This window comes from Achromobacter deleyi (genome assembly GCF_013116765.2).
GTDB lineage: Bacteria > Pseudomonadota > Gammaproteobacteria > Burkholderiales > Burkholderiaceae_B > Achromobacter > Achromobacter deleyi_A.
Window position 1 is genome coordinate 2,834,415 of the sequence record NZ_CP074375.1, and the last position, 22,519, is coordinate 2,856,933.

At 66.2% G+C, this 22,519-nt stretch carries 19 protein-coding genes; 5 read left to right on the forward strand and 14 right to left on the reverse strand.

Annotated features, from left to right (window positions below):
• Positions 1–2: 2 nt before the first annotated feature.
• The 6 genes from HLG70_RS12680 to panD all read right to left on the reverse strand — a co-directional run bounded on the left by HLG70_RS12680 (position 3) and on the right by panD (position 6,885).
• The gene (locus HLG70_RS12680) at positions 3–1,592 is read right to left on the reverse strand and encodes a hypothetical protein (protein WP_171664047.1); all 1,590 of its coding nucleotides are present in this window, start codon (positions 1,590–1,592) and stop codon (positions 3–5) included.
• Complete coding sequence (locus HLG70_RS12685; RefSeq protein WP_171664046.1) at positions 1,589–2,395, reverse strand: TcpQ domain-containing protein; 807 nt, start codon at positions 2,393–2,395, stop codon at positions 1,589–1,591. Before HLG70_RS12685 ends, HLG70_RS12680 begins: the two co-directional genes overlap by 4 nt.
• Positions 2,396–2,612: 217 nt before the next feature.
• On the reverse strand, positions 2,613–3,959 hold the full coding sequence (locus HLG70_RS12690) for an extracellular solute-binding protein (RefSeq protein WP_171664045.1): 1,347 nt from the start codon (positions 3,957–3,959) through the stop codon (positions 2,613–2,615).
• Positions 3,960–3,963: 4 nt separating this feature from the next.
• Positions 3,964–5,220, reverse strand: a complete 1,257-nt coding sequence (locus HLG70_RS12695) for a D-amino acid dehydrogenase (protein WP_171664044.1) — start codon at positions 5,218–5,220, stop codon at positions 3,964–3,966.
• A gap of 180 nt (positions 5,221–5,400) precedes the next feature.
• On the reverse strand, positions 5,401–6,447 hold the full coding sequence (locus HLG70_RS12700) for a CDP-6-deoxy-delta-3,4-glucoseen reductase (protein ID WP_171664043.1): 1,047 nt from the start codon (positions 6,445–6,447) through the stop codon (positions 5,401–5,403).
• Between the two features lie 69 nt (positions 6,448–6,516).
• Entirely contained in the window at positions 6,517–6,885 is a 369-nt protein-coding gene (panD, locus tag HLG70_RS12705) for an aspartate 1-decarboxylase (protein WP_006224022.1), read from the reverse strand.
• 213 nt (positions 6,886–7,098) lie between these two features.
• Here panD and sugE point away from each other — a divergent pair, with 213 nt between their 5' ends.
• A complete protein-coding gene (sugE, locus tag HLG70_RS12710; RefSeq protein WP_171664042.1) occupies positions 7,099–7,416 on the forward strand; it encodes a quaternary ammonium compound efflux SMR transporter SugE in 318 nt (105 codons plus the stop codon).
• A 19-nt stretch (positions 7,417–7,435) separates the two neighbouring features.
• Here the strand turns inward: sugE and HLG70_RS12715 are convergent, their stop codons facing one another.
• From HLG70_RS12715 to HLG70_RS12740, 6 genes are all read right to left on the reverse strand, one after another.
• Complete coding sequence (locus tag HLG70_RS12715) at positions 7,436–8,308, reverse strand: MOSC domain-containing protein (protein ID WP_171664041.1); 873 nt, start codon at positions 8,306–8,308, stop codon at positions 7,436–7,438.
• Positions 8,309–8,513: 205 nt separating this feature from the next.
• Positions 8,514–9,440 (reverse strand): ectoine hydroxylase, encoded by a 927-nt coding sequence (gene thpD, locus HLG70_RS12720; protein WP_171664040.1) that lies wholly within the window; start codon positions 9,438–9,440, stop codon positions 8,514–8,516.
• A 15-nt stretch (positions 9,441–9,455) separates the two neighbouring features.
• A complete protein-coding gene (locus tag HLG70_RS12725; RefSeq protein ID WP_171664039.1) occupies positions 9,456–9,854 on the reverse strand; it encodes an ectoine synthase in 399 nt (132 codons plus the stop codon).
• On the reverse strand, positions 9,851–11,158 hold the full coding sequence (gene ectB, locus HLG70_RS12730) for a diaminobutyrate--2-oxoglutarate transaminase (RefSeq protein ID WP_171664038.1): 1,308 nt from the start codon (positions 11,156–11,158) through the stop codon (positions 9,851–9,853). The genes HLG70_RS12725 and ectB overlap by 4 nt, the downstream gene beginning before the upstream one ends.
• 125 nt (positions 11,159–11,283) lie before the next feature.
• On the reverse strand, positions 11,284–11,844 hold the full coding sequence (gene ectA, locus HLG70_RS12735) for a diaminobutyrate acetyltransferase (RefSeq protein WP_171664037.1): 561 nt from the start codon (positions 11,842–11,844) through the stop codon (positions 11,284–11,286).
• Complete coding sequence (locus tag HLG70_RS12740; protein ID WP_171664114.1) at positions 11,841–12,389, reverse strand: MarR family winged helix-turn-helix transcriptional regulator; 549 nt, start codon at positions 12,387–12,389, stop codon at positions 11,841–11,843. The genes ectA and HLG70_RS12740 overlap by 4 nt, the downstream gene beginning before the upstream one ends.
• A 266-nt stretch (positions 12,390–12,655) precedes the next feature.
• Here HLG70_RS12740 and HLG70_RS12745 point away from each other — a divergent pair, with 266 nt between their 5' ends.
• From HLG70_RS12745 to HLG70_RS12760, 4 genes are all read left to right on the forward strand, one after another.
• Positions 12,656–13,588, forward strand: a complete 933-nt coding sequence (locus tag HLG70_RS12745) for a MurR/RpiR family transcriptional regulator (protein WP_171664036.1) — start codon at positions 12,656–12,658, stop codon at positions 13,586–13,588.
• 56 nt (positions 13,589–13,644) lie between these two features.
• On the forward strand, positions 13,645–14,985 hold the full coding sequence (locus HLG70_RS12750) for an aspartate aminotransferase family protein (protein WP_171664035.1): 1,341 nt from the start codon (positions 13,645–13,647) through the stop codon (positions 14,983–14,985).
• A gap of 161 nt (positions 14,986–15,146) precedes the next feature.
• Complete coding sequence (locus HLG70_RS12755; protein ID WP_171664034.1) at positions 15,147–16,151, forward strand: TAXI family TRAP transporter solute-binding subunit; 1,005 nt, start codon at positions 15,147–15,149, stop codon at positions 16,149–16,151.
• Positions 16,152–16,293: 142 nt separating this feature from the next.
• The gene (locus HLG70_RS12760; protein WP_171664033.1) at positions 16,294–18,912 is read left to right on the forward strand and encodes a TRAP transporter permease; all 2,619 of its coding nucleotides are present in this window, start codon (positions 16,294–16,296) and stop codon (positions 18,910–18,912) included.
• On the opposite strand, the gene HLG70_RS12765 is transcribed toward HLG70_RS12760, so the two are convergent.
• Together HLG70_RS12765 and parC are read right to left on the reverse strand one after the other, a co-directional pair.
• The gene (locus tag HLG70_RS12765; RefSeq protein WP_171664032.1) at positions 18,913–20,139 is read right to left on the reverse strand and encodes a DUF418 domain-containing protein; all 1,227 of its coding nucleotides are present in this window, start codon (positions 20,137–20,139) and stop codon (positions 18,913–18,915) included.
• 24 nt (positions 20,140–20,163) lie between these two features.
• A complete protein-coding gene (gene parC, locus HLG70_RS12770) occupies positions 20,164–22,494 on the reverse strand; it encodes a DNA topoisomerase IV subunit A (protein ID WP_171664031.1) in 2,331 nt (776 codons plus the stop codon).
• Positions 22,495–22,519 lie beyond the last annotated feature (25 nt).

Genomic DNA, 22,519 nt, shown 5'->3' on the forward strand with positions numbered 1-22,519 from the left:
GCTCAGTATCCTTCCTCGACCTGGGCCGTCACGAGCACCAGCGTCGTCAAGCGTTCGGAGGCGGCGCTGTCCAGGCCGCCGGCGATCAGCGGCATCCCCGGCGCGAGCCGTTGACGATCGTGCTGGTCCTGGTTGCGGTCAAAGCCGGAAACAATGATGGGCTGCCCGGGGCGCAGTTCGATCTGTTGCACGGTGCCGCTGCCGTCGATCGTGATCTGCTGGACCTGGACCTGGTTGGCGCTCTCTCCGAAGGTGATGGTCTTCAGGGGTTGCGCCACCGCGTTGTCATAGGCGATAGACAGCAGGATCTGACCGTCTTCCTGTATGTCCGGCAACAACGTCAGGAACGAACCGACCGTTTCCTCTTTCTGGCTGATCGACACCGCCGGCAACGACCCGTTGGCGCCGCCGGACGTCGTGCCTGGCACCGCGGTGCTCTGCACACGGTCGATATAGGAGAACGTGGTTCTGACGGCATGCGTGACAGGCCGACGGTTCAAGGTCAGCACGGGAATCTTGCTATGCCGCACCACCGCACCCATGGTGCTGAGCGCGGAAACAATGGCTTGCGAACCCTGGAACGGCCCCTTGCCCGCCGCTGCCTGGAACAGTCCCGCGCCGGGGCCGGGCGCGCCGGGCACGGCAAGCCGCGCAGTTGCTCCTGCGGCGGCATAAAGCGCGCCCCAGTCGATGCCGGCCGAGGCCTCGCGGTTGGCAATGAGGGTGATTTCCTCGAATACCAGGCGAACACGGCGAGTGAGAGACTTGTTCTCTCGCTCCAGGTAGCGCCCGACCCGGTCCAGAGCGTCCGGGGTATCGGTCACGACCAGCGTGGTGGCGCCGTCGACCGGTTCTCCGATCACGCCTGATCGCGTCAGGAAAGGCAGCACGTTGGCGCGCAGGATGGCCATCGCATTGTGCTCGCCCGCGGTCAGGGAGGTATTGGAAGTGCTTTCGAAGCCCTCGTCTTCCGCGCTTCCCGAGCGGCCCAGCCTCACGTCGACCTTGCTGGCCAGCGACAGCGCCCGCAAGTCGAATACGCGCGTTTCGGTCCGGTAGAACTCCAGCGCATTGTGCTCGTAGCGCCAGTGGACCGAAAAACGCGCCGCCAGCGCATCAAGCAGGTCGGCAAGCGGCCGCGGTCCCGCGCGCACCTCGATGCGGACAGGCTCGGAGGCGGCCAACGAACCACTGATGGCCAGGCGCGGCAGGAACAGATCCTGAGGCAGCAGTGCGTCGGGGCGAACCCGAACCGCAATGCCTGTCGCGGCGGTCAATCGCTGGGCCAGCGTGGGAAGGTCGGCATCGTCTGCAAGCATCAGCGTGGTCTGCACATTTTCGCGAAGCGCGGGCGGCAGCAGGACCTCGCGCGCCAAAGGCTGCGCCTTGCCCGCCACCCACGGGCTGGCGACCTCTTGCGCCTGTATGCGTGCCTGGCGGTCGGACAGGCCTTCGGCGAATGCCTGATGACGTGCGGCCACGTCGGCATGCCGGACGCTGGCCGAACGGCGCAGGTCCGAAACCTGCTGCGACACCGCGCAACCGCCCAGGACGCAGCACAGCGCGGCGGATGAAAGCAGTCTGGACTTCATGCCGCCGCTCCTTGCGACGCCGCCGCGCGCGAGCACGATTGGGCAAGGGGCACGACGCGCAGGACGCGGTTGCCATAGAAACAGGGTTGCAAGGGTCTGTCCGCCAGTTCGGTGGCGCCAAGCAGGCCACGCACTGCCGACTTGAAGTCGCCGGAGAATTCGGCGGTGGCGGATAGCGGGATATCCACGTCCACGGCCCAATGCTGCGGCTGAAACGTCCACCCCGCCATGTCCGCCCAACGTGCCAGCACGGCCCGCAGCGTGACGTCCGGCGGCGCCGCGCGGTACAGGGGCGCAGGCGCGGGCTGCGCCGGCGATTCAGGCGCCGGCTCCCCAGGCGCGACCGGGATCGGCGGCAGGCGCTGCGCGGCGCCACCGTTGGCGGCGATCTCGGGCGCGCGAGATTCCGGTTCCGGCCTTTCCTCCGGCCCCGGCGTGCCCGGCTGCGCCCGCCGCGCCCTGGCCATCAGCCGCCCCCCACGAAAGGACAGGCCTTTCCATGCGCCGGCGATCACCACGTAAGGATCGCGGCGCACATACGGTAAGGCGCGCTCGCCATCGCTGCCCACGCCGAAGATCGCGGGCAAGGGCTGGCCGGGCACGAATTGCAGCCAGGTTTCGCGGCCGTCGTCGAACACCTGCAAGGGTGCGACGGCGGGATCGCCGGACAATTGCCAGTCGAAGCGAAAGCCTTGGGCGGGCGGGCTGGCCGCCTGCCACGAGGGCACGCCCGAGCCTTGGCCGGACCATGTGCAAGCGCCCAGGCAGGACAGCCCGGCCGCGAGGAAGAAGATTCGTACCATGCCTCACCGCAAGCAAAGGGCGCATCGAAGCGATACGCATGAGGGGCATGGTGGATGAGCGCGCGTGGCGCCGCCAGACTGGCATGTACGCATGGATGGTTTGATCCATCCTGCCTGTACGGGACCGCCAGACGATAAAAAGCCCGGTCCGAAGACCGGGCCATTCGACGGAGAGCGCGGCGTTGCGCGTCAGCGGCGCCGCGTCATTCCGTGACGATCAGCGTTGCGGTTGGGCCGCGATGCTGCGCGCCTGCGAGGCGGCGTTGTTCAGGGCCGCGACCGGCGGCACCTTGCCTTCGAAGGCATCGGTGAGTTCCTTGTTCAGCACGGGCTCGATGCGCTCGTAGTTGGCCATCCGGAAACCGCGGCTGTTGGCCACAGGCTTGGCGCTCATCGACGCGATCAGCGTCTGGGCGCCCGGGATGCGGCTGTAGAACGACACGTCGGACGCGCGGAAAGCGGCCTCGGTCAGCGGCAGATAGCCGGTGCGCTGATGCCATTCGGCGGCGACGACCGGCTTGGACAGCCAGGCCAGGAATTGCGCGGTGGCCTTTTCCTGGGCTTGGGGATGGCCATCAAGCGCCCACAAGGCCGAACCGCTTACGAACGGCTTGCCGCCTTCCTTGGTGGCCTGGTCGTAGTAAGGCAGGGGCGCCACGCCGAAGGACAGCGACTTGGTGGCCAGGAACTGGCCAAACGCGCCGGAGTTGGCCGTCAGCACCGCGCATTCGCCCTTGGCGAACAGCTTGTCGCTGGCGTTGTCGCCCGAGTACGCCATGAACAGCAGCGAACGCTTCCAGCTCACCATCAGCGAGATATGGCGCATGTAGAGCGTGTCGAACTGCATGGCGGGCGCGGCAGACTTCTTGCCGACGGCATCCAGGCCGTTGTTGTTGCTGGTGAACAGCTGATTGTTGATCGGGGCCAGGTTCTCAAGGTGGACCGCGACCTGATCGCTGGAGGCGTAGGGGCAGTCAATATCGGCCACGTCGCGCAGCTTGAGCAGTTCGGCCTGCAGGCCAACCCAGGTGCGGGCAGGCTTGTTGGGATCCAGCCCGGCCTTCTTGTAGGCGGCGGTGTTGTAGAACATCACCGGCACTTCAGCCATCCAGGGGAAGGCCAGCAGACGGCCCTTGCTGTCGCGCGTGAAGCTGCTGGTGGCGGGGATGAACCAGTTCAGGTCCTTGATCGGGTACTTGGCCAGCAATTCGTACAGCGGAAGCACCGCCTTGTGCTGGGCCACGACCTCGGGCGAGTGATTGTCGTTCAGTTGCAGCAGGTTGGGGCCTTTCTTGGCCTTGACCGCGGACACGGCCTCCTGCTCGAGGGCGGACGACGACGCAAAGCCGCGCAGCGTCACACGGACGTCGTCCTGTTCCTTGTTGTATTGCTTGGCGAGCTTTTCAAACTCTGCCTTGTTTGCGTCGGACAGCGTGTGCCAGACCTGTATCTCGACGGCGGCGGCATTCGCCGCGCCGGCCATCGCCATGGCAGCGCCAAATACCCATGCGCGCCGGCTGGCGAACATCGCGCGGGCAACGCCCGCCAATTGCAGTTTCTTCATAGGTTCACAGACCAAGAAAAGGGAATTCCGGTTCTGGCCGCCGTCCACTGAGCAGATCGGCCAATGCCCGGCCCGAGCCAACACCCATCGTCCAGCCTAGCGTACCGTGTCCTGTATTGATATACAAATTGGGGATACGGCTGCGGCCAATGATGGGCACGTTCGAGGGGGTGGACGGGCGCAAGCCCGCCCAATAGCTGACGCGTCCGAAATCGAGCGCGTCGGGAAAGAGCTCTCGCGCCAGGCGAGTCAGGGCTTCGCAGCGGCCGGTGTTCAGACCGCGGGAATAGCCGGACAGTTCCGCGGTGCCGGCCATGCGCAGCCGGTCGCCCAGGCGCGAGAAGACAATTTTGTGGCTGCTGTCCGTCAGGCTGACCGTCGGCGTCAGATCCGGATTCAAGACCGGATACGTCGCCGAATATCCCTTGGCTGGATAGACGTTGCACGGAATGCCCAGGGGACGCAGCAGCGCGGGGCTGAAACTGCCCATCGCCACGACATAGGCGTCGGCCGCCAAGGACGTGTACTGGCCGTCGGGCTGGATGAGTTCCACGCCCTGCACGGCGCCGCCCGTGGTCAGCAGGCGCGTCGCGCGCGTGCTGTAGCGGAACTCGACGCCCGCGCGGACGCAATGCTCGGCCAGCGCCACCGTAAACAGGTGCACGTCCCCACTTTCGTCCTCGGGCGTGTAGTCGCCCCCGACGATGGTGCCGCGATGCGGCGCCAGCGCCGGTTCGATCGCGATGACTTCGTCGGTGGAGACCACGCGGCGCTCGACGCCGAAATCTCGCATCAGGCCGGCTGCGCGCTGCGAGTTTTCGAATTCATGGGGATCGCGGTAGAAATTCAGGATGCCGCGTTCGAGGTGGTCATACTGGATGCCCAGCTCCGAGCGCATGCCGCGCAAGGTGCTGCGGCTGTACTCAGCCATGCGGACCATGGCGCGGATGTTCGGAGCAAGGCGGCCGGGCAGGCACTCGCGCAGGAACGCCAGGCCCCACATCCATTGCCGCCAGTCCAGCTGAGGACGGAACAGCAGCGGAGCATCGTCCCGGAACATCCATTTCAGCAGCTTGAGCGGCGCTTGCGGGTTGGCCCAGGGTTCGGCATAGGACACGGAAATCTGCGCGCCATTGGCCAGGCTGGTTTCCTGTGCGGGACCGGTGCAGCGATCTATCACCACAACGTCGTGGCCCGCCTGGCTTAGCCACCAGGCGCTGGAGATGCCGATAATGCCGCTACCCAATACCGCTACTTTCATGCCCGCATCGCTCCTTGCGTACCAGTTCCGTTCGCGAACCCGATGTCCGCGCCCCCTGGCAAGCCGCCGCCAAAGCAGTTTACCCCGCCGCTTTGCCGCCGCCTAAGTAATAAAAAGGGGCGGAAGTCACAGACCTTTTCAGGTTCATGGGTTCCGCCCCTTCCGCTCATCTCATGTTACTTACGACGCGGCTTTCGCCAGGTCGGCTTCGGACGTGAACGCGTCCGCGTAGAACTCTTCTGGCGGCAGGCCGTTCTGCGTGCTGAACTCGCGCCGTGCCGCGTCCACCATCAGCGGCGTGCCGCAGGCATAGACCTGATAACCCGAGAGATCGGCGATGTCATTCATGACGGCTTCGTGGACAAAGCCGCTGCGGCCGGTCCAGCCGTCTTCCTGCACGGCATTGGACACCACGGGCACGTAGCTGAAATTCGGCAGCAGGCCGGACCAGGATTGCGCCAGGGCGTCCATGTAGAGGTCTTGCGGACGGCGGCCGCCCCAATAGAGCGTGACCGGGCGCGCGATGTTCTTGTGGATCATGTGCTCCACGATCGCCTTGACCGGGGCGAAGCCCGTGCCGCTGGCAAGCAGCACGATGGGCTTGTCGCTGTCTTCACGCAGGAAGAAGGAGCCGAACGGCCCTTCCAGGCGCAGGATCTCGCGCTCTTTCATCTGCGTGTCGCCGGCGCCGAAGACATGGTCGGTGAACAGGCCACCGGGCATGTGGCGGATGTGCAGTTCCAGCGGGCTGCCGGTATGGGGCGCGCCCGCCATGGAATAGCTGCGGCGGCGGCCATCCTTCAGGATGACTTCAATGTATTGCCCCGCGTAGTAGCGGAACTGCTCGGATGCGGGCAGTTGCAGCTTGAGCACCGTGACGTCCGGCGCCACGCGTTCCAGTGTCTGCACGCGCGACGGCAGCTTGCGGATCTGGATATCGCTGGCCAGCCGGACCTCGGTGGATTCGACCACCAGATCGGACTCGGGCCGCGCCTGGCAAAACAGGGTATAGCCGTCGGCCAGCTCTTCGGGCGAGAGTATCTGCGCGGGATACTGGCCGGCGTCGAACTCCCCGGACACCACTTTGCCCTTGCAGGTGGAGCACGCGCCGTTGCGACAGCTGTAGGGCAGCACGATGCCTGCCGCCAGGGCGGCGTCGAGCACGGTCTGGCCGGCCTCGACCGGGAATTGATGCTTGCTGGGTTGGATGGTGACCTGGAAGCTCATGATGAAACGGTTCAGAGTTGACGGAGCGCTATCCGGCACGGCCGGAAAGGCGCTCCGCCCGGCCCGGCGTCAAGCCGGGAACTTGCGGATTTCCTTGACGCGGTTCGCATCGTCCACCAGCACCACTTGCGGCTTGTGCGTGGCCGAATCGGCTTCGGACATCGGGCCATACGTGCAGATGATCAGCAGATCGCCCACCTGGGCCCGGCGCGCCGCCGCGCCGTTCAAGGAGATGGCGCCGCTGCCGCGGGCCGCCTTGATGATATAGGTGTCGAAACGTTCGCCATTGGTGACGTTGTAGAGCTCGATGCGTTCGAACTCGCGCATGCCGGCAGCGTCCAGCAGGTCTTCGTCGATGCCGCAAGATCCCTCGTAGTGGAGGTCGGCTTCGGTGACCGTGACGCGGTGCAGCTTTGCCCGCAGCATGATGCGTTGCATAAAAAAATTTCCTGGTTTCGCGGCCCGGAACGCGAAGTGTTGCAAGAGTTGATGCCCGGCACCCGGTTTTGCCGTCGAAAGCCGGTATTCTATAATTTTTGCCGCGATGGGACGGCCCGTTGCTGCGCGCAGTCAAAAGGCTGGGCGGTTTCTCCGGGGACGACCCCTATATGTGCCGGCGCCACGCCGGCAACGCAAGCATAGGAGTCGTGCATGACCTGGATCATCCTGGTACTGGCTGGCCTGTTTGAAATCGTCTGGGCCGTCGGCCTGAAATACACCAACGGGTTCACCCGCCTGTGGCCGTCCCTCATTACCGTGGGCGGCATGATCATCAGCTTCTGGCTGCTGGCCATCGCCATGAAAACCCTTCCCCTGGGCACCGCCTACGCCGTGTGGGTGGGCATCGGCACGATCGGCGCCTTCGTCGCGGGCATCATGCTGTTCGGCGAATCGACCAGTTGGATGCGCATCGCCAGCGTCGCCCTCATCGTGCTGGGCCTGGTCGGCCTGAAGTTGTCCACGGCGTAAGGCGTGAACGGGCGGCGGGTCAGAAATCCAGTTCGATCTCGACCGCGTCGCCCACCTTCAACCGCGCCCCCGTCGGGGCGTCCAGGATGGCGTTCTGGCCGAACACCACGCCGATCTCCAGGTTGCGATAGCCCGCCAGCGTGCGCCCCGGTTCGTCATATTGTCGCGCGGTGCGCTGGTCGATATCGGGAATCGAACAACGGGTGCAAGGTTTCACGAAAGCCATTCGCACCTCCGCCGCGGTGATCATGGCGGTATGGTCTTCCTCGAAAGGCTCCCATTCGCCCTGGACCACGATGTTGGGGCGAAACCGGTCCATCGGCACCGGCGCCGCGCCCTTGGCCTGCAGGCGGGCGTTCAGGTCGTCCAGCGATGCCTGGTTGGCCACCAGCAGCGGAAAGCCGTCGGCAAAGCCGAAGTAGTGATCCCCCACGAAGGCGTCCGACAGGTCGGGATGCGCGTCGGTCCACCGCGAAACCCAGTCGGGTTTGGCGGTGCGTTGCGCGGCGGCATCCACCTTGAGCAGCCGGCACGGCGTCTTGAGGAATTCGGATAGCCATTGCCCCGCGCCCGCGCTTTCGCGCCGGGCGGAAATGGTGTCGCTCCATACCGCCACGGTTTCCGCCCCCGGCTCCAGTTCCGTTCCATCCAGGGGTACATCCAGGTCCGCCATGCCGGGCGCGGACAGGCGCAGCGCGTCGGCGGTGAGCGCCGTGCGGATCAGCGCCATGGCCGGCCATTGGCGTTGGGTCATGAACTGGCCGTCGGCGCCGACCACCATCCAGCGGCGGTCATGGGCCAGGCCGGCGCGGTCGATGGGCGATTCGGTCAGGTCGATACCCGCGCAGGATTTGACGGGATAGATATGCAGGCTGAGGATACGGGCGGACATGGCAGCGGAGGCTCAACGTTACGAGCCGAAGAGAATACAAGAAATATGGCCCCCACGCCGCGCACGCTGTGCGTGCTTGCTGCCCCCCGAGGGGGCTGTTCCACCTTGGGGCGGCCCGGCGGCGGAACTTGCCCCCACGCCGCGCACGCTAAGGGCAGCAAAAAGCCCGGGACTTGCCCGGGCTCGATCTGGATGGCTTGCTGCCTTAACCGCCAACCAGCTTCAAGGCGTCCAGCGGTGTGACCGCCTTGAAGCCCTTGCGCGTCGCGATGTGTTCGGGACGCGGCGTCAGCCCGTACTTGGGCGGGCTCAAGGTGTTCTCCATGCTGTTGTAGACCATGAAGACATTGGCGCGCGGCCACGGCGAGATATTGCTGTTCGAACCGTGCATCGTGTTGCAGTCGAAGAACACCACCGAACCGGCCTTGGCGGTCATGGAACGGATGCCGCCCTGCTCCACCAGCAGCTGCAGGCTGACCGGATCCGGCACGCCGTACTCCTGCTTCTTCAGCGACTGCTTGTAATGCTCGTTCGGGGTTTCGCCGACGCACGAGATGAACTGCCGGTGCGATCCTGGAACCAGCATCAGGGGGCCATTGCATTCGTTGTTGTCGGTCAGCAGCACCGAGCAGCTGAGCGCGCGCATCGAGGGCATGCCGTCCTCGACATGCCAGGTCTCGAAGTCGGAGTGCCAATAGAACTCCTTGCCCTTGAAGCCCGGCTTCATGTTGGCGCGCGACTGATGGATGTACACCTCGGAACCGAGGATCTGGCGCGCCACGTTGACCAGCCGGGGATCGCGCACCAGGCGCGCCATCATGGGATTGAGCACATGCACCATGAAGATGGACCGCACGGCGTTGCTGCCTGGCTCGGTGATGGACTCTTCGCGCCGGATGATCGACGGATCGCGCGTCATGCGCTCGACCTCGGCCGACAGCGCGCGGATCTCGGCTTCCGAGAACAGGTTCTCGAGCAGGAGAAACCCGTCTCGCTCATATTGTCCGACTTGCTCGCCGCTCAAGGCGCCGGCGTACTCGCCGTCCTCGTAGACCACCGGATCCTGGCGGGAGATGATGGCGGAACTTCGATCCGTACGGGATGCGTACGGATCCTGTGCAGGTGAGATCATGCGAACCTCCTTGATTCAAGCCGCGACGGCTTCAGGCAAGGCGTAGACGCCTTCTTTGTCGTGCACTTCCTGGCCGGTCAACGGCGGATTGAAGACGCAGATGACGCGCAGCGGCTCCTTGCCACCGCACAGCCAATGCTCGTCGTGCTCGTTCAGGGCGTAAACCACGCCGGGGCCCAGGTCATATTTCTTGCCGTCAGCGATGGTCTCGATCGATCCGTCGCCTTCGATGCACCACACCGCTTCAAGATGGTTCTTGTAGTGGATGTGGGTGCGGCCGCCGGGAAAAATGGTGGTCTCGTGAAAGGAGAAGCCCATGCCGTCCTTCTTCAGCAGCACGCGGCGGCTGACCCAGGTGTCGGTGCGGACTTCGTCGGCGGTGCCGATCACATCTTTGACATTGCGTACGATCATTGACGTTTTCCTCCAAATTTCAGGATGCGGGCGGACTGCCCCTCATCGGCCAGCGCTTCGGCCACGCTGGCCTCGATCAGATCCAGGCCCTTGGCCAGCAGGTCTTCCTCGATCGTCAGCGCGGGCAAGAGCTTGAGCACTTCGTCATGCGCGCCCGAGGTTTCGATCACGACGCCCTTCTTGAAGGCGCACTGGGAGATACGGTTGGCCAGCGCCGGCGTGGTGTTGGCCACCAGCCCCTGGATCAGGCCGCGGCCCCGCGCCGACAGGCCGGCGTTGGGATAGCTGTGCACCAGGTTCTCCAGCCAATCTCCCACCAGGCGCTCCTTGCGCTGGATCTCGGCGGTGAAGGCCGTATTGGTCCAGTAGGTTTCCAGCGCCTGGGTCGCGGTGACGAAAGCCAGGTTGTTGCCGCGGAAGGTGCCGCTGTGGGCGCCGGGCTTCCAGATGTCCAGTTCGGGCTTCATCAGCACCAGCGACATGGGCAGGCCAAAGCCGGACAGCGACTTCGACAGCGTGATGATGTCCGGGCGGATGCCGGCGGTCTCGAAGCTGAAGAACGTACCCGTGCGGCCGCAGCCAACCTGGATGTCGTCGACGATCAGCAGCATGTCGTGGCGCTTGCACAGCTTTTCCAGCTCTTTGAGCCAGCGCAGCGTGGCGACGTTGACGCCGCCTTCGCCCTGCACCGTTTCCACGATGACGGCAGCCGGCTTGTCCATGCCGCTGCTGGGGTCCTCCAGCATGCGTTCCAGATAGGACATGGTGTCCACGTCCGGACCGAAGTAGCCGTCGTACGGCATGAACGTCGTATTGCCCAGCGCGTAGCCGGCGGCATCGCGGAACTTCATGTTGGCGGTCGCGGCAAGCGAGCCGCCGCTCACGCCATGAAAGCCGTGCGTGAAGGAAATGACGTTGGGACGCCCCTTCACCTGCCGCGCGATCTTCAACGCGGCTTCGACGGCATTGGTGCCGGTCGGGCCCGTGAACTGCAGCGTGTACTGCCAGTTGCGCGGCTTGAGCAGCACGCGATCCACCGTCTCCAGGAAACGCTTCTTCGCGCTGGTGGCCATGTCCAGTCCATGGACGACGCCGTCCGACTGTACATACTCCAGCAGCTTTTCCTTGAGAACAGGATTGTTGTGACCATAGTTCAGCGTGCCTGCGCCGCTGAAGAAGTCGATGTACTCGGTGCCCTCCTCATCAATGAGGGTCGAGCCCCGGGCCAGGTTGAATATCACGGGAAACGACCGGATGTAGCCCCGCACTTCCGACTCCATACGGTCAAAGATTTTCAAGTCCATATGATTAATCCTCCCTTTCATCTCATAAGTTGACAGACGGCCAGCGTCCCTCCGGGTGCGGAATGCGCATCCGGATAGGTGTAACCATCCCGGTATTCGATAAGACCGTCAGGCCGGCGCCGCCCCTATGGGGCCGGCAAGGCGAACGGACCTATCCTCAACAACATCTCGTCGTCATGGTCCGCACCGCCGAAGAGTTGCCGGTCGAAGAACGGCTGTTCGGAGACGTGGGCGCCCACCTCGCCGGCAAGGCCGGCAAAGGTTCGGCGCGATGCCTGGTTGTCAGGCCCCACCGTGGTTTCAAGATAGCGGACATGCTCGAGTCCCTTGCGCTGCAAGAGCGCCCGGAGCATGGCGCGGCCCAACCGATGGCCGCGTGCGCGGGCGTGTACCGCGACCTGCCAGACGAACAGTACGTCGGGTCGGGCCGGGATCACATAAGCGGAGATAAAACCGTTGATGCGTCCTCCGGCGCTTTCGGCCAGGACGCAGGTGTCGCGAAAGTGCTCGCACTGGAGCAGGTACGCGTAGAGGGAATTCAGGTCGAGTGGCGGGCACTCAGAAATGAGGCGGTGGATGGCGGCGCCGTCTTTGCGGTCGGGCAGACGCATGGTATGGGTCTGCGCGCTGACCGCCGGCGCCACGGCACTTGAGAGTGTTGGGGTATCCAGTTCGTTTTTCTTCATGCGACGATTCCCGATTCTGGGGGTGCCCCGCCCGTGGGCACTTCAAGGATGGGCGACGACACGTCGCCATGCGTGTCGACAGCGGCCTGACAGTCCTGTTCCATGAGCGCCACGATGCGCTCCAGGGACAGCGTGATGGTGGCCTGTTCCAATTCCGGCAAGGCGTTGAGCGCGTCGGCCAGGTGCTTTTGCAGCGGCGACGGCGCGCCTTGCGCCAACTCCCGCCCGGCGTCCGTGGCGGTGACAAACACGATGCGGCGGTCTTCGCGGCCCCGCTCGCGGCGGATCAAGCCCTTGTCTTCCAGGCGATCCAGGATGCCGACCACCGTGCTGGGGCTGACGTGCATCTCCCGGCTGATGGCCGTGGCCGTCATTGGCCCATTGGAGATCACCGTACGCAGGCACATCAGTTGCGGGGCGGTGATATGGCTGACCGCGGACAACTGGCGCGAATGCAGCGCGATCGAACGCGTGATGCGGCGCAGGGCTCGCAAAATGCGCAGGTCGTACTGCTGTGAAGGATCGGATTTCGCGGTGTCGGTCATGGGTGAAGTCGGTTCGGTCAAATTCATTTCTACACGAATCATATGCGCCAGACTTATTCGAGTCAAACAAAAAGCCTTCCGCACGATGTAAATAAATGAACACGAATTTGCAGAAGATGACTGCACTATGTCTGGACTTGACGTTTTGGCAGCGGACGCTGGTTATTAAGGGACGGTAGTAATTGGGGGAAGCCCCTATAAAAAACATATGTTTTTTAATTGGACGATTATTTATCATCTGTTTTTTACATGTTTCATTGCCTGACATGCCTCTGCCGTCCGCCCTCCTCCTGACCCTGCAGGAAAAACTGGAGCAACTGCCGCCCGAATTGCAGCGCGCGGCGCACTGGGTCGTGGCGCACCCCGCCGAAGTGGGCCTTTGGTCGATGCGGCGCCAGGCGCAGACGCTGGGGGTGGCGCCCGCCACCATGCTGCGGCTGGCGCGCGCGGTCGGGTATGCGAGCTATGAGGATTTCCGCCAGCCCTTCCAGCAGGCGCTGGCCGGGCAAAGCCAACCGGGGCTGCGCGACCGCGCCGCCGCCCTGCAGGCCGCGGCGGGCGAATCCGCCGCACCCGGGCATGACGTACTGACCGACTATCAGATCCAGGCCATGGGCTCGGTTTGCGCGTTGAATCCGCCCGCCGCCTTCGACGCGGCCGTGCAGACCCTGCTGGAAGCCCGCCAGGTCGGCTTCCTGGGCACGCGTTCGGCCTTCGGCATTGCGTTCCAGATGCGCTATGCATACCAGCTGGTGCGCCGCAACAGCGTCCTGATCGACGGCATGGGTGGCGCCCCCGCCGAACAGGCCGACAACCTGGGGCCCGGCGACGCGCTGATCGTCATCTCGCAGGCGCCCTATCCGACCGCCACCGTCCAACTGGCACGCCAGGCGGCCCAGCGCGGCGTGGCGCTGATCGCGCTGACCGACGACCCGCTGTCGCCGCTTGCCGTCGACGCCCGCCACACGCTGCGTTTTGCCCCCCCCGACCGGGATGGCGTACAGGCGCGGCCTGCGCGCCAGGGACCTGGATCCTTCTTTCACACCACCGCGGGCCTGCTCGGGCTGGCCGAACATCTGATCGCGCGCCTGACCGCGCGCGGCGGCGATGAGGTGCTGAACCGCCTGACCGAGGTGGAACAGCGCCTGCGCGCCGACAACGTCTACTGGAGCGGCGCCGGCCCGCGCCGGCCAGGCTGAGGCCATCCGCTCCGACCCGCATTCATCTTCAACCCTTGCTTCACGGAAACACCAGCATGAGCCAGACCCACGTCCTGCATCGTTCTCTACGCCAGACGCCCCCCGTCGCCGTACGCGGCCAGGGCGTGTGGATCCACGACAGCGCCGGCCGCGCCTACATCGACGGCTCCGGCGGCGCCGCGGTGTCCTGCCTGGGACACAACCATCCGGACATCCAGGCCGCCATGCATGCGCAGATCGACGCGCTGGCCTATGCCCACACCAGCTTCTTCACCACCGAAGTCGCCGAACAGCTGGCCGACCGGCTGGTGGCCGATGCGCCGGCAGGCACTTCGCACGCCTACTTCGTGTCAGGCGGCTCCGAAGCGGTGGAAGCCGCCTTGAAGATGGCGCGGCAGTATTTCGTGGAAATCGGCCAGCCGCAGCGCCGTCACATCGTCGCGCGCAGGCAGAGCTATCACGGCAACACGCTGGGCGCGCTGGCGGTGGGCGGCAATGCCTGGCGCCGCGCGCAGTTCGCGCCGCTGCTGATCGAGGTGGAGCACGTCTCGCCCTGCTACGCCTACCGCGACCAGCGCGACAACGAAAGCGCCGAGCAATACGGCGAACGCCTGGCGCAAGAGCTCGAGCAGACGTTCGAGCGCCTGGGACCCGACAACGTGATGGCCTTCGTAGCCGAGCCGGTGGTGGGCGCCACGTCCGGCGCCGTCACGGCGGTGCCCGGCTATTTCCGCCGCGTGCGCGAGGTATGCGACCGCCACGGCGTCCTGCTCATCGCCGACGAAGTCATGTGCGGCATGGGCCGCACCGGCACCCTGTACGCCGTGGAGCAGGAAGGCATCGCGCCCGACCTGATCACGATCGCCAAGGGCCTGGGCGGGGGCTATCAGCCCATCGGCGCGGTGATGGCGCAGCAACGCATCGTGGACGCCATGCAGCAAGGCAGCGGCTTTTTCCAGCATGGCCACACCTACCTGGGCCACGCCATCGCCTGCGCGGCATCGCTGGCGGTTCAGGACGTGATCCGCCGCGACAACCTGCTGGAGCGCGTGCGCATCCAGGGCGCAGGCCTGCGGCAGCGCCTGGAACAGGCGCTGGGCAACCATCCTCATGTGGGCGACATTCGCGGGCGCGGCCTGTTCATGGGCGTGGAACTGGTGCAGGACCGGGCGACCAAGCAGACCTTCGATCCCGCCCTCGCGCTGCATGCGCGGATCAAGCGCGAAGCCATGACGCGCGGCCTGATGGTCTACCCGATGGGCGGCACCATCGACGGCCGCCAGGGCGACCACGTGCTGCTGGCTCCGCCTTTCATCATTTCCGACGACGAACTCGACCAACTGACAGAACGGCTGGCCGGCGCCATCAACGCCGGTATTGCCCAGGCTGGCGGCTAGCCGCCGCCCGCGCCCGTGGCGGGGGGATCCGCCACGGCTGCGCACCGCCCGCCGACAGCGGGCACGTGATGATTCAGCACAGGGCGACCCGCGGCTCGCGGGGCTGCCAACCGCCGGCAAAGACCGGCAATATCACGGGGAAAACCCCAGAAGGAGTTTGCATGACCATGTCCGTCAAACACACCTTGGGCCATCGCAATGCCTGGACGCTCGCCGCGGCGGGCTTGGCCACGGCATTGCTGTCCACGGCGCCGGCTCCCGCCTCCGCCCAACAGAAGTTCGTCAGCATCGGCACGGGCGGCGTCACCGGCGTCTACTACGCCGCCGGCGGCGCCATCTGCCGCCTGGTCAACAAGGACCGCGCGTCCCATGGCATCCGCTGCTCGGTCGAATCGACCGGGGGCTCGGTCTTCAACGCCAACACCATCAAGGCCGGCGAGCTGGACCTGGGTGTCGTGCAATCCGACGTCGGCTTCAATGCCTTCAATGGCGAGGGCCAGTTCAAGCAGGCGGGCGCCTATCCGAAGCTGCGCTCGGTCTTCTCGATCCATCCCGAGCCGTTCACCGTGGTGGCGCGCAAGGAATCCAACATCAAGGGCTTCGAAGACCTCAAGGGCAAGCGGTTCAACGTCGGCAACCCGGGTTCGGGCACGCGCGCGTCGATGGAAGAACTGCTGGCCACGATGGGCTGGACGCTGAAGGACTTCTCGCTGGCCTCCGAGCTGCGCCCCGATGAGCATGGCTCGGCGCTGTGCGACGGCAAGATCGACGGCTTCTTCTATGGTGTCGGCCACCCGTCAGCCAACATCCAGGACCCCACCACCAGCTGCGGCGCCAAGCTCGTGCCGCTGACCGGCCCGGCCGTGGACAAGCTGGTGGAAAAGTATCCCTACTACGCCCACGCCACGATTCCCGCGGGGCTGTATCCGGGCAATCCGTCGGAAACCAAGACCTATGGCGTCACCGCCACCTTCGTCACGTCCGCCGACGTGCCCGAAGCCACGGTCTACACCGTGGTCAAGGCCGTGTTCGACAACTTTGACGACTTCAAGAAGCTGCACCCCGCCTTCGCCAACCTGAAGGCGGCCGACATGGTGAAGAACGGCCTGTCGGCGCCGCTGCATCCGGGCGCCGAGAAGTACTTCAAGGAAAAGGGCCTGCTCTAAGGCCCGCCAGGACGGCGCGCCGGGGGCAAAAGGCTAGGAGCCTGTTGCCCCCGGCGGCTGCCGCCCCTTGCGCGTTCCATGCGCGCAAGGACTCATCGCGCGCCGCCGAGCCGGCGCGCGCCACGACACGCAGGGGAATTTCATGACAAAAGAGTCGCACACGCCGACCTCGGACCTGGAACAGCTCGTCGCCGACGCTGACCGCGGCGGCCGCGACGTCGGCGGCGTCGCCGGCGCCACGCTGGCCGCAGGCGCGCTGATCTGGTCCTTCTTCCAACTCTGGTACGCGTCGCCGATGCCCTTCGCGCTGAACTGGGGCATCTTCAATGACACCGAGGCGCGGGCCCTGCACCTGGGCATCGCCATGTTCCTCGGCTACCTGGCCTATCCGGCCAGCAAGCGGTCGGCCCGCGACCGCATGCCCTGGTACGACTGGGCGCTGGCCCTGACCGCGGGCTTTTGCGGCAGCTATCTGTACCTCTTCTATAACGAGCTGGCGGGGCGGCCCGGACAGCCCACGCCGATGGACGTGGCAACCTCGCTCATCGGCCTGGCCCTGCTGCTGGAGGTGACGCGCCGCGCGCTCGGCCTGCCCATGACCGTACTGGGCCTGGTGTTCGTCGCCTACGCGCTGGCGGGCCCCTGGCTGCCCGACGTGCTGGCGCACCGCGGCGCATCGCTGGAGCGCCTGATGTCCCACATGTGGCTGACCACGGAGGGCGTGTATGGCGTCGCGCTGGGCGTGTCCGTGTCGTACATCTTCATCTTCGTGCTGCTGGGGTCGATGCTGGACAAGTGCGGCGCGGGCAACTACATGATGCAGGTATCGTTCGCGCTGCTGGGCCACCTGCGCGGCGGGCCGGCCAAGGTGGCCGTCGTGTCCTCGGCCGTCAACGGCCTGGTGTCGGCTTCGTCGGTGGCCAACGTGGTGACGGGCGGCATCTTCACGATTCCGCTCATGAAAAAGGCTGGTTATGGCGGGGTGCGCGCCGGCGCGATCGAAACGGCGTCCTCGGTCAACGGGCAGATCATGCCACCCGTCATGGGCGCCGCCGCGTTCCTGATGATCGAGTATGTGGGCATCCCCTACACCGACATCATCCGCCACGCGATCCTGCCGGCCGCAATCTCGTACATCGCGCTCTTCTACATCGTCCACCTGGAAGCGCTCAAGCTGGGCATCCAGCCCATGATGGCCTCCGGCCCCGCGCGCACGCCGCTGCAGAAGCTGGCCGGCTGGGGCATGGGCATCAGCGGCACGCTGCTCGTGATGGGCGCGGTGTACTGGATCGGGACCGGCGTCCAGGCGCTGGCCGGAGCCGCGGCGGTCTGGGTGCTGCTGGCCATGCTGGCCGTCCTGTACCTGTGGCTCTTGCGCGTGGCCGCTCGCCACCCGGACCTGCCGCAGGACATCGACATCAACCACCCGGTGCGCCCCCAGCCCTGGCCCACGGTGCGCGCCGGCCTGTACTTCCTGATCCCGATCGGCATCCTGGTCTGGTGCCTGAGCGTCGAGGAGCTCTCCGCGGGCCTGTCGGCGTTCTGGGCGGCGATGGCGATGCTGTTCCAGATGGTCACGCAGCGCCCGCTCATCGCGTGGTTCCGCAAGCAGCCGGCGGCGCCCGCCTGGCGCCAGGGATGGCGCGACGCCATTGGCGGCCTGCAGGACGGCGCGCGCAACATGATAGGCATCGCCATCGCCTGCGGCACCGCGGGGCTGATCGTCGGCGCCATCACGCTGACCGGCCTGGGGCTGCGCATGACCGCCTTCGTCGAACTCGTGTCGATGGGCAACGTGCTGCTGATGCTGATCTTCACGGCGGTGGTCTGCCTGATCCTCGGACTGGGCATGCCGACCACCGCCAACTACATCCTGATGGCCACGCTGATGGCGCCCGTCGTGGTGGAGCTGGGTGCGCAGAACGGCCTGGTGATCCCGCTGATCGCCGTGCACATGTTCGTGTTCTATTACGGCATCATGGCCGACATCACGCCGCCGGTGGGCCTGGCCACCTTCGCGGCCGCCGCGATATCGGGCGAAGACCCGATCAAGACCGGCATCCAGGGCGTCACCTACGCGGCGCGCACGGCCATCCTGCCGTTCATGTTCGTGTTCAATCCGATGCTGCTGCTGATCGACGTGAACTACGGCTGGGAACTGGCGCTGGTGGTGGCGGGCGCCACGCTCGCTTCGCTGACCTTCGCCGCGGCCACCATGAAATGGTTCCGGGTGCGCTGCACCCTGGCCGAAGTCGTGGTGCTGCTGCTCGTCACGTTCATGCTGTTCCGGCCCGACTGGTTCATGGACCATTTCGCGCCCGGCCACGAGAACCGTCCGGCCTCCGAGATGCTGGCCACCGCGGCCGCCCTGCCCGACAACGGCCGGCTGACCGTGGTGCTGCGGGGCATCAACCTGGAGGGCGATGAACTGACCAAGACAGTGGCTGTCGCCCTGCCGGCGCTGGAATCGGGAGCGGATGCGCCCGATGCGGGCCGCAAGCGGCTGGCCGAGGCCGGACTCACCCTGATGAGCCTGGGCGACCAGACGCAGATTGGCGGCGTGCGCTTTGGCAGCCGCGCACAGCGCGCGGGCTGGGAGCAAGGCTGGGACGTGGTGAACGTGAAAGCGCCCAATCCGCAGCGCTGGTCGGACTTTTGGTTCTACGTGCCCGCGCTGCTGCTGCTTGCAGGCATGTGGGTGCGGCAGGGCCGGCGCGACGGCGGCGCCCCCGCGGGCCGGCTGCGCCCCAACGCCGCGTAGTCAGCCAGCCTGCGCGCGCCGCCAAGGCGGCCAGGCGCCGATGGTCAGCGCGCGCAGGAACCATTCCACGGGACCATACGCATGGTGGCGCAGCCACCATGCCGACAGCGGCAACTGCGCCGCGAAGATGACAACCGCGATGCCGAACGCGGCCAGCGGCGACACGGAGGCGAACAGCCGCAGCCCCCAGGCTGTGAACAGAAAGGCGCAGACGACGGACTGCATCAGGTAGTTCGTCAGCGCCATCCGCCCCGCCGGCGCCAGCCACGCGCCGGCACGGGCGCCCGGCGCGGTGCGCAGCGCCAACAGGAACGCCGCGGCGTAAGACATGCTCAGGAGGGGCGCGGTCAGCAGATCCGCCGCCAGGCCCGGCAGTTCCCAGGCAACGCCCACCCAAGGCAGGGACGCGGTGGCGTACAGCGCGGAACCAGCCAGTCCCGGCGGCAACCCCAGCGCGCACAGCAGCCAGAGCACGCGCGGCTGCCGCCAGGGGTCCGCCAGCGCGTTGCGCCGCCCCAGCGCATAGCCGGCCAGGAACATGGCAAAGACGAACGGGCCTTGCACGAACAGCACCATGAACCAGATGGTCTCGGTCAGCTCCTTGACGTGCTGCGCGATGGTGGTGCCAATGGTGCCCCGGTAGGCCTCGATGGAGGCGAGCGCATCGGCCTTGTACTGGGCCGCATAGCCGGTCTGCACCGGGTCCAGGAAGCTCAGCGCCCCCAGGATCGCCCACACCGACGCGGTCAGCACGATCAGCCACAGCGCGCCGCGCAGCGCCCGCTTCGGATCCATGCGCCGGCACAGCAGCAACGCCAGGCCCAGCAGCGCATACGTGACCAGGATGTCGCCCTGGTAGAACAGCACCGCGTGCGCCACGCCCAGCGCGGCCAGCCCGGCGAGCCTGCGCAGAAAGCGCGGCGCGAAGGCGGCACGGCCGCGTTCGGCCGCCGCCATCTGCAGCGTGAAGCTATAGCCGAACAGGAAGGAGAACAGCAGGTAGAACTTGGTCTCGAACAGCCAGGCGATGAGCCAGCGCACGGTCAGGTCCAGGGGCCGCGCGTACACCGGGTCGGGCACGCCGGCGCCGTAGAACGGCGAAGCGAACACGCCGATGTTGACCACCAGGATGCCGAACAGCGCGAAGCCTCGCAGCGCATCCACCTGCGCGAGCCGTTCGCGGGCCGGGCCGTTCGGCAGGCAGCGCGGCAAATCCCGCGGTTCCATGGCCCGGCGCCCGCGGCGGGGGGGTTAAGCCAGCACCGGCGACAGCAGCGGCTGCTTGGGCCGCACGTCCAGCGCCCGCCCCTTGCGCGCCCGCTTGCCGACATAGAGCGCCAGCGCCTCGCCCACCAGGATGTCTTCGGTGAGCTTGTTGCGGTAGATGCCCGTGGCGCGCAGGCCGCGCGCGCCGATCGGCACGGTCTGGTCCAGCTTGTCGGTGCCGTCCAGCCCCATCAGGATCGTGCCGCGTCCGCCGCCGGACAACGACTTGACCTCATCCAGGCCGAAGACCAGGAACTTGCCCTTTTGCGACAGCAGCGCCAGCTGCGTGGCGCCGTCGAACAGCGGAACCGGACGCAGCAATTCGTCGCCCTCTTCCAGGGTGATGAACTGCTTGCCCGCGCGCTGGCGGCTGACCATGTCGGAGAGCTTGGCCGCGAAGCCATAGCCGCCGCGCGTGGCCAGCAGCCAGCGGCTGTCGGTCGACGCCGCGATGGTGTGGACGATGCGCGTGCCCGATTCCAGGTCGATCATGGTGGTGACCGGCTGGCCATCGCCGCGCGCCGACGGCAGTCCGCCCACCGGCACCGAGTACACCCGGCCGTTGTCGCCCACGGCGATCAGCGTGTCGGTGGTGCGGCACTCGAAGGCGCCGTACAGGTCGTCGCCCTGCTTGAAGCCGAATTGCGCGGCATCGTGCCCATGGCCCTGGCGCGCCCGCAGCCAGCCCTTCTGCGACACCACCACGGTGACGGGTTCGTCCAGCACCTTGGTTTCCAGCACGGCGCGCTCGGCCGTCTCGATCAGCGTGCGGCGGTCGTCGCCATACTGCTTGGCGTCGGTCTCGATTTCCTTGATCAGGAGCCGCTTGAGCGTCGTGGGGTTGTCCAGCAGCTCTTGCAGGCTGATCTGATCCTTGCGCTTGTCGGCCAGTTCCTGTTCGATCTTGAATCCTTCCAGGCGGGCCAGCTGGCGCAGGCGCATCTCCAGGATGTCCTCGGCCTGGCGCTCGGACAGGCTGAAGCGCTCCATCAGCGCGGCGCGGGGCTCGTCGGATTCGCGGATGGTCTGGATGACTTCATCCACGTTCAGGTAGACCAGCATGCGGCCTTCCAGCACATGGATGCGGTCCGTGACCTTGTCCAGGCGGAAGCGCGTGCGGCGCACCACGGTATTCGTGCGGAACGCCAGCCACTCCACCAGGATGTCGCGCAGGCCCTTCTGGCGCGGACGGCCATCGGTGCCGATGCACACCAGGTTGATGGACGAGCTGCTTTCCATGCTGGTCTGCGCCAGCAGCGTATTGACGAACTCGTCGCGGTCCACCCGCGAGGTCTTCGGCTCGAAAACCAGGCGCACCGCCGCATCCTTGCCGGATTCGTCGCGCACGGCGTCCAGCAGGTTCAGCATGACCGCCTTGGCCTGGGTCTGCTCGGGCGTCAGGCTCTTCTTGCCTGTCTTGACCTTGGGATTGGTGATTTCCTCGATCTCTTCCAGCACTTTCTGGCCGGAAGTGCCGGGCGGCAGCTCGGTAACCACAAGCTGCCACTGGCCGCGCGCCATTTCCTCGAATTGCCAGCGCGCACGCACCTTCAGCGACCCGCGGCCCACGCGGTAGATCTGGGTGATGTCCGCCGCCGGCGTGATGATCTGGCCTCCGCCGGCAAAGTCCGGGCCGGGAATCATCGCGTGCAGCTCGGCATCCGGCAGTTGCGGCTGCTTGATCAGCGCCACGCAGGCCTGGGCCACTTCCCGCAGGTTGTGCGAAGGAATCTCGGTGGCCATGCCTACCGCGATGCCCGAGGCGCCATTGAGCAGCATCACGGGCAGGCGCGCCGGCAGCATCTGCGGCTCTTGCTGGCTGCCGTCGTAGTTGGGCACGAAATCCACGGTGCCCTCGTCCAGCTCGTCGAGCAACAGCTTGGCGATGGGCGTCAGGCGGGCTTCCGTGTATCGCATGGCGGCGGCGTTGTCGCCATCGCGCGAGCCGAAGTTGCCCTGGCCGTCGATCAGCGGATAACGCAGCGAGAAATCCTGCGCCATGCGCACCATGGCGTCATAGGCGGCCTGGTCGCCATGCGGGTGGTACTTGCCCAGCACGTCGCCCACGACGCGCGCGGACTTCACGGGCTTGGCGCCGGCGGCCAGTCCCATCGCCTGCATGGCGAACAGGATGCGGCGCTGCACGGGCTTCTGCCCGTCGCCCACGTCGGGCAAGGCGCGGCCGCGCACCACGGAAACCGCGTAGTCCAGATAGGCCTGCTCCGCGTAGCGCGCCAGCGTGATGGCGGCGTTGCCGTCGCCATCGCCATCGGGCGGGGTAGAGTCGAACAAGCCGGGTTGATTGCTGTCGGTCATGATGTATTCAGGTAGACAATTTCAT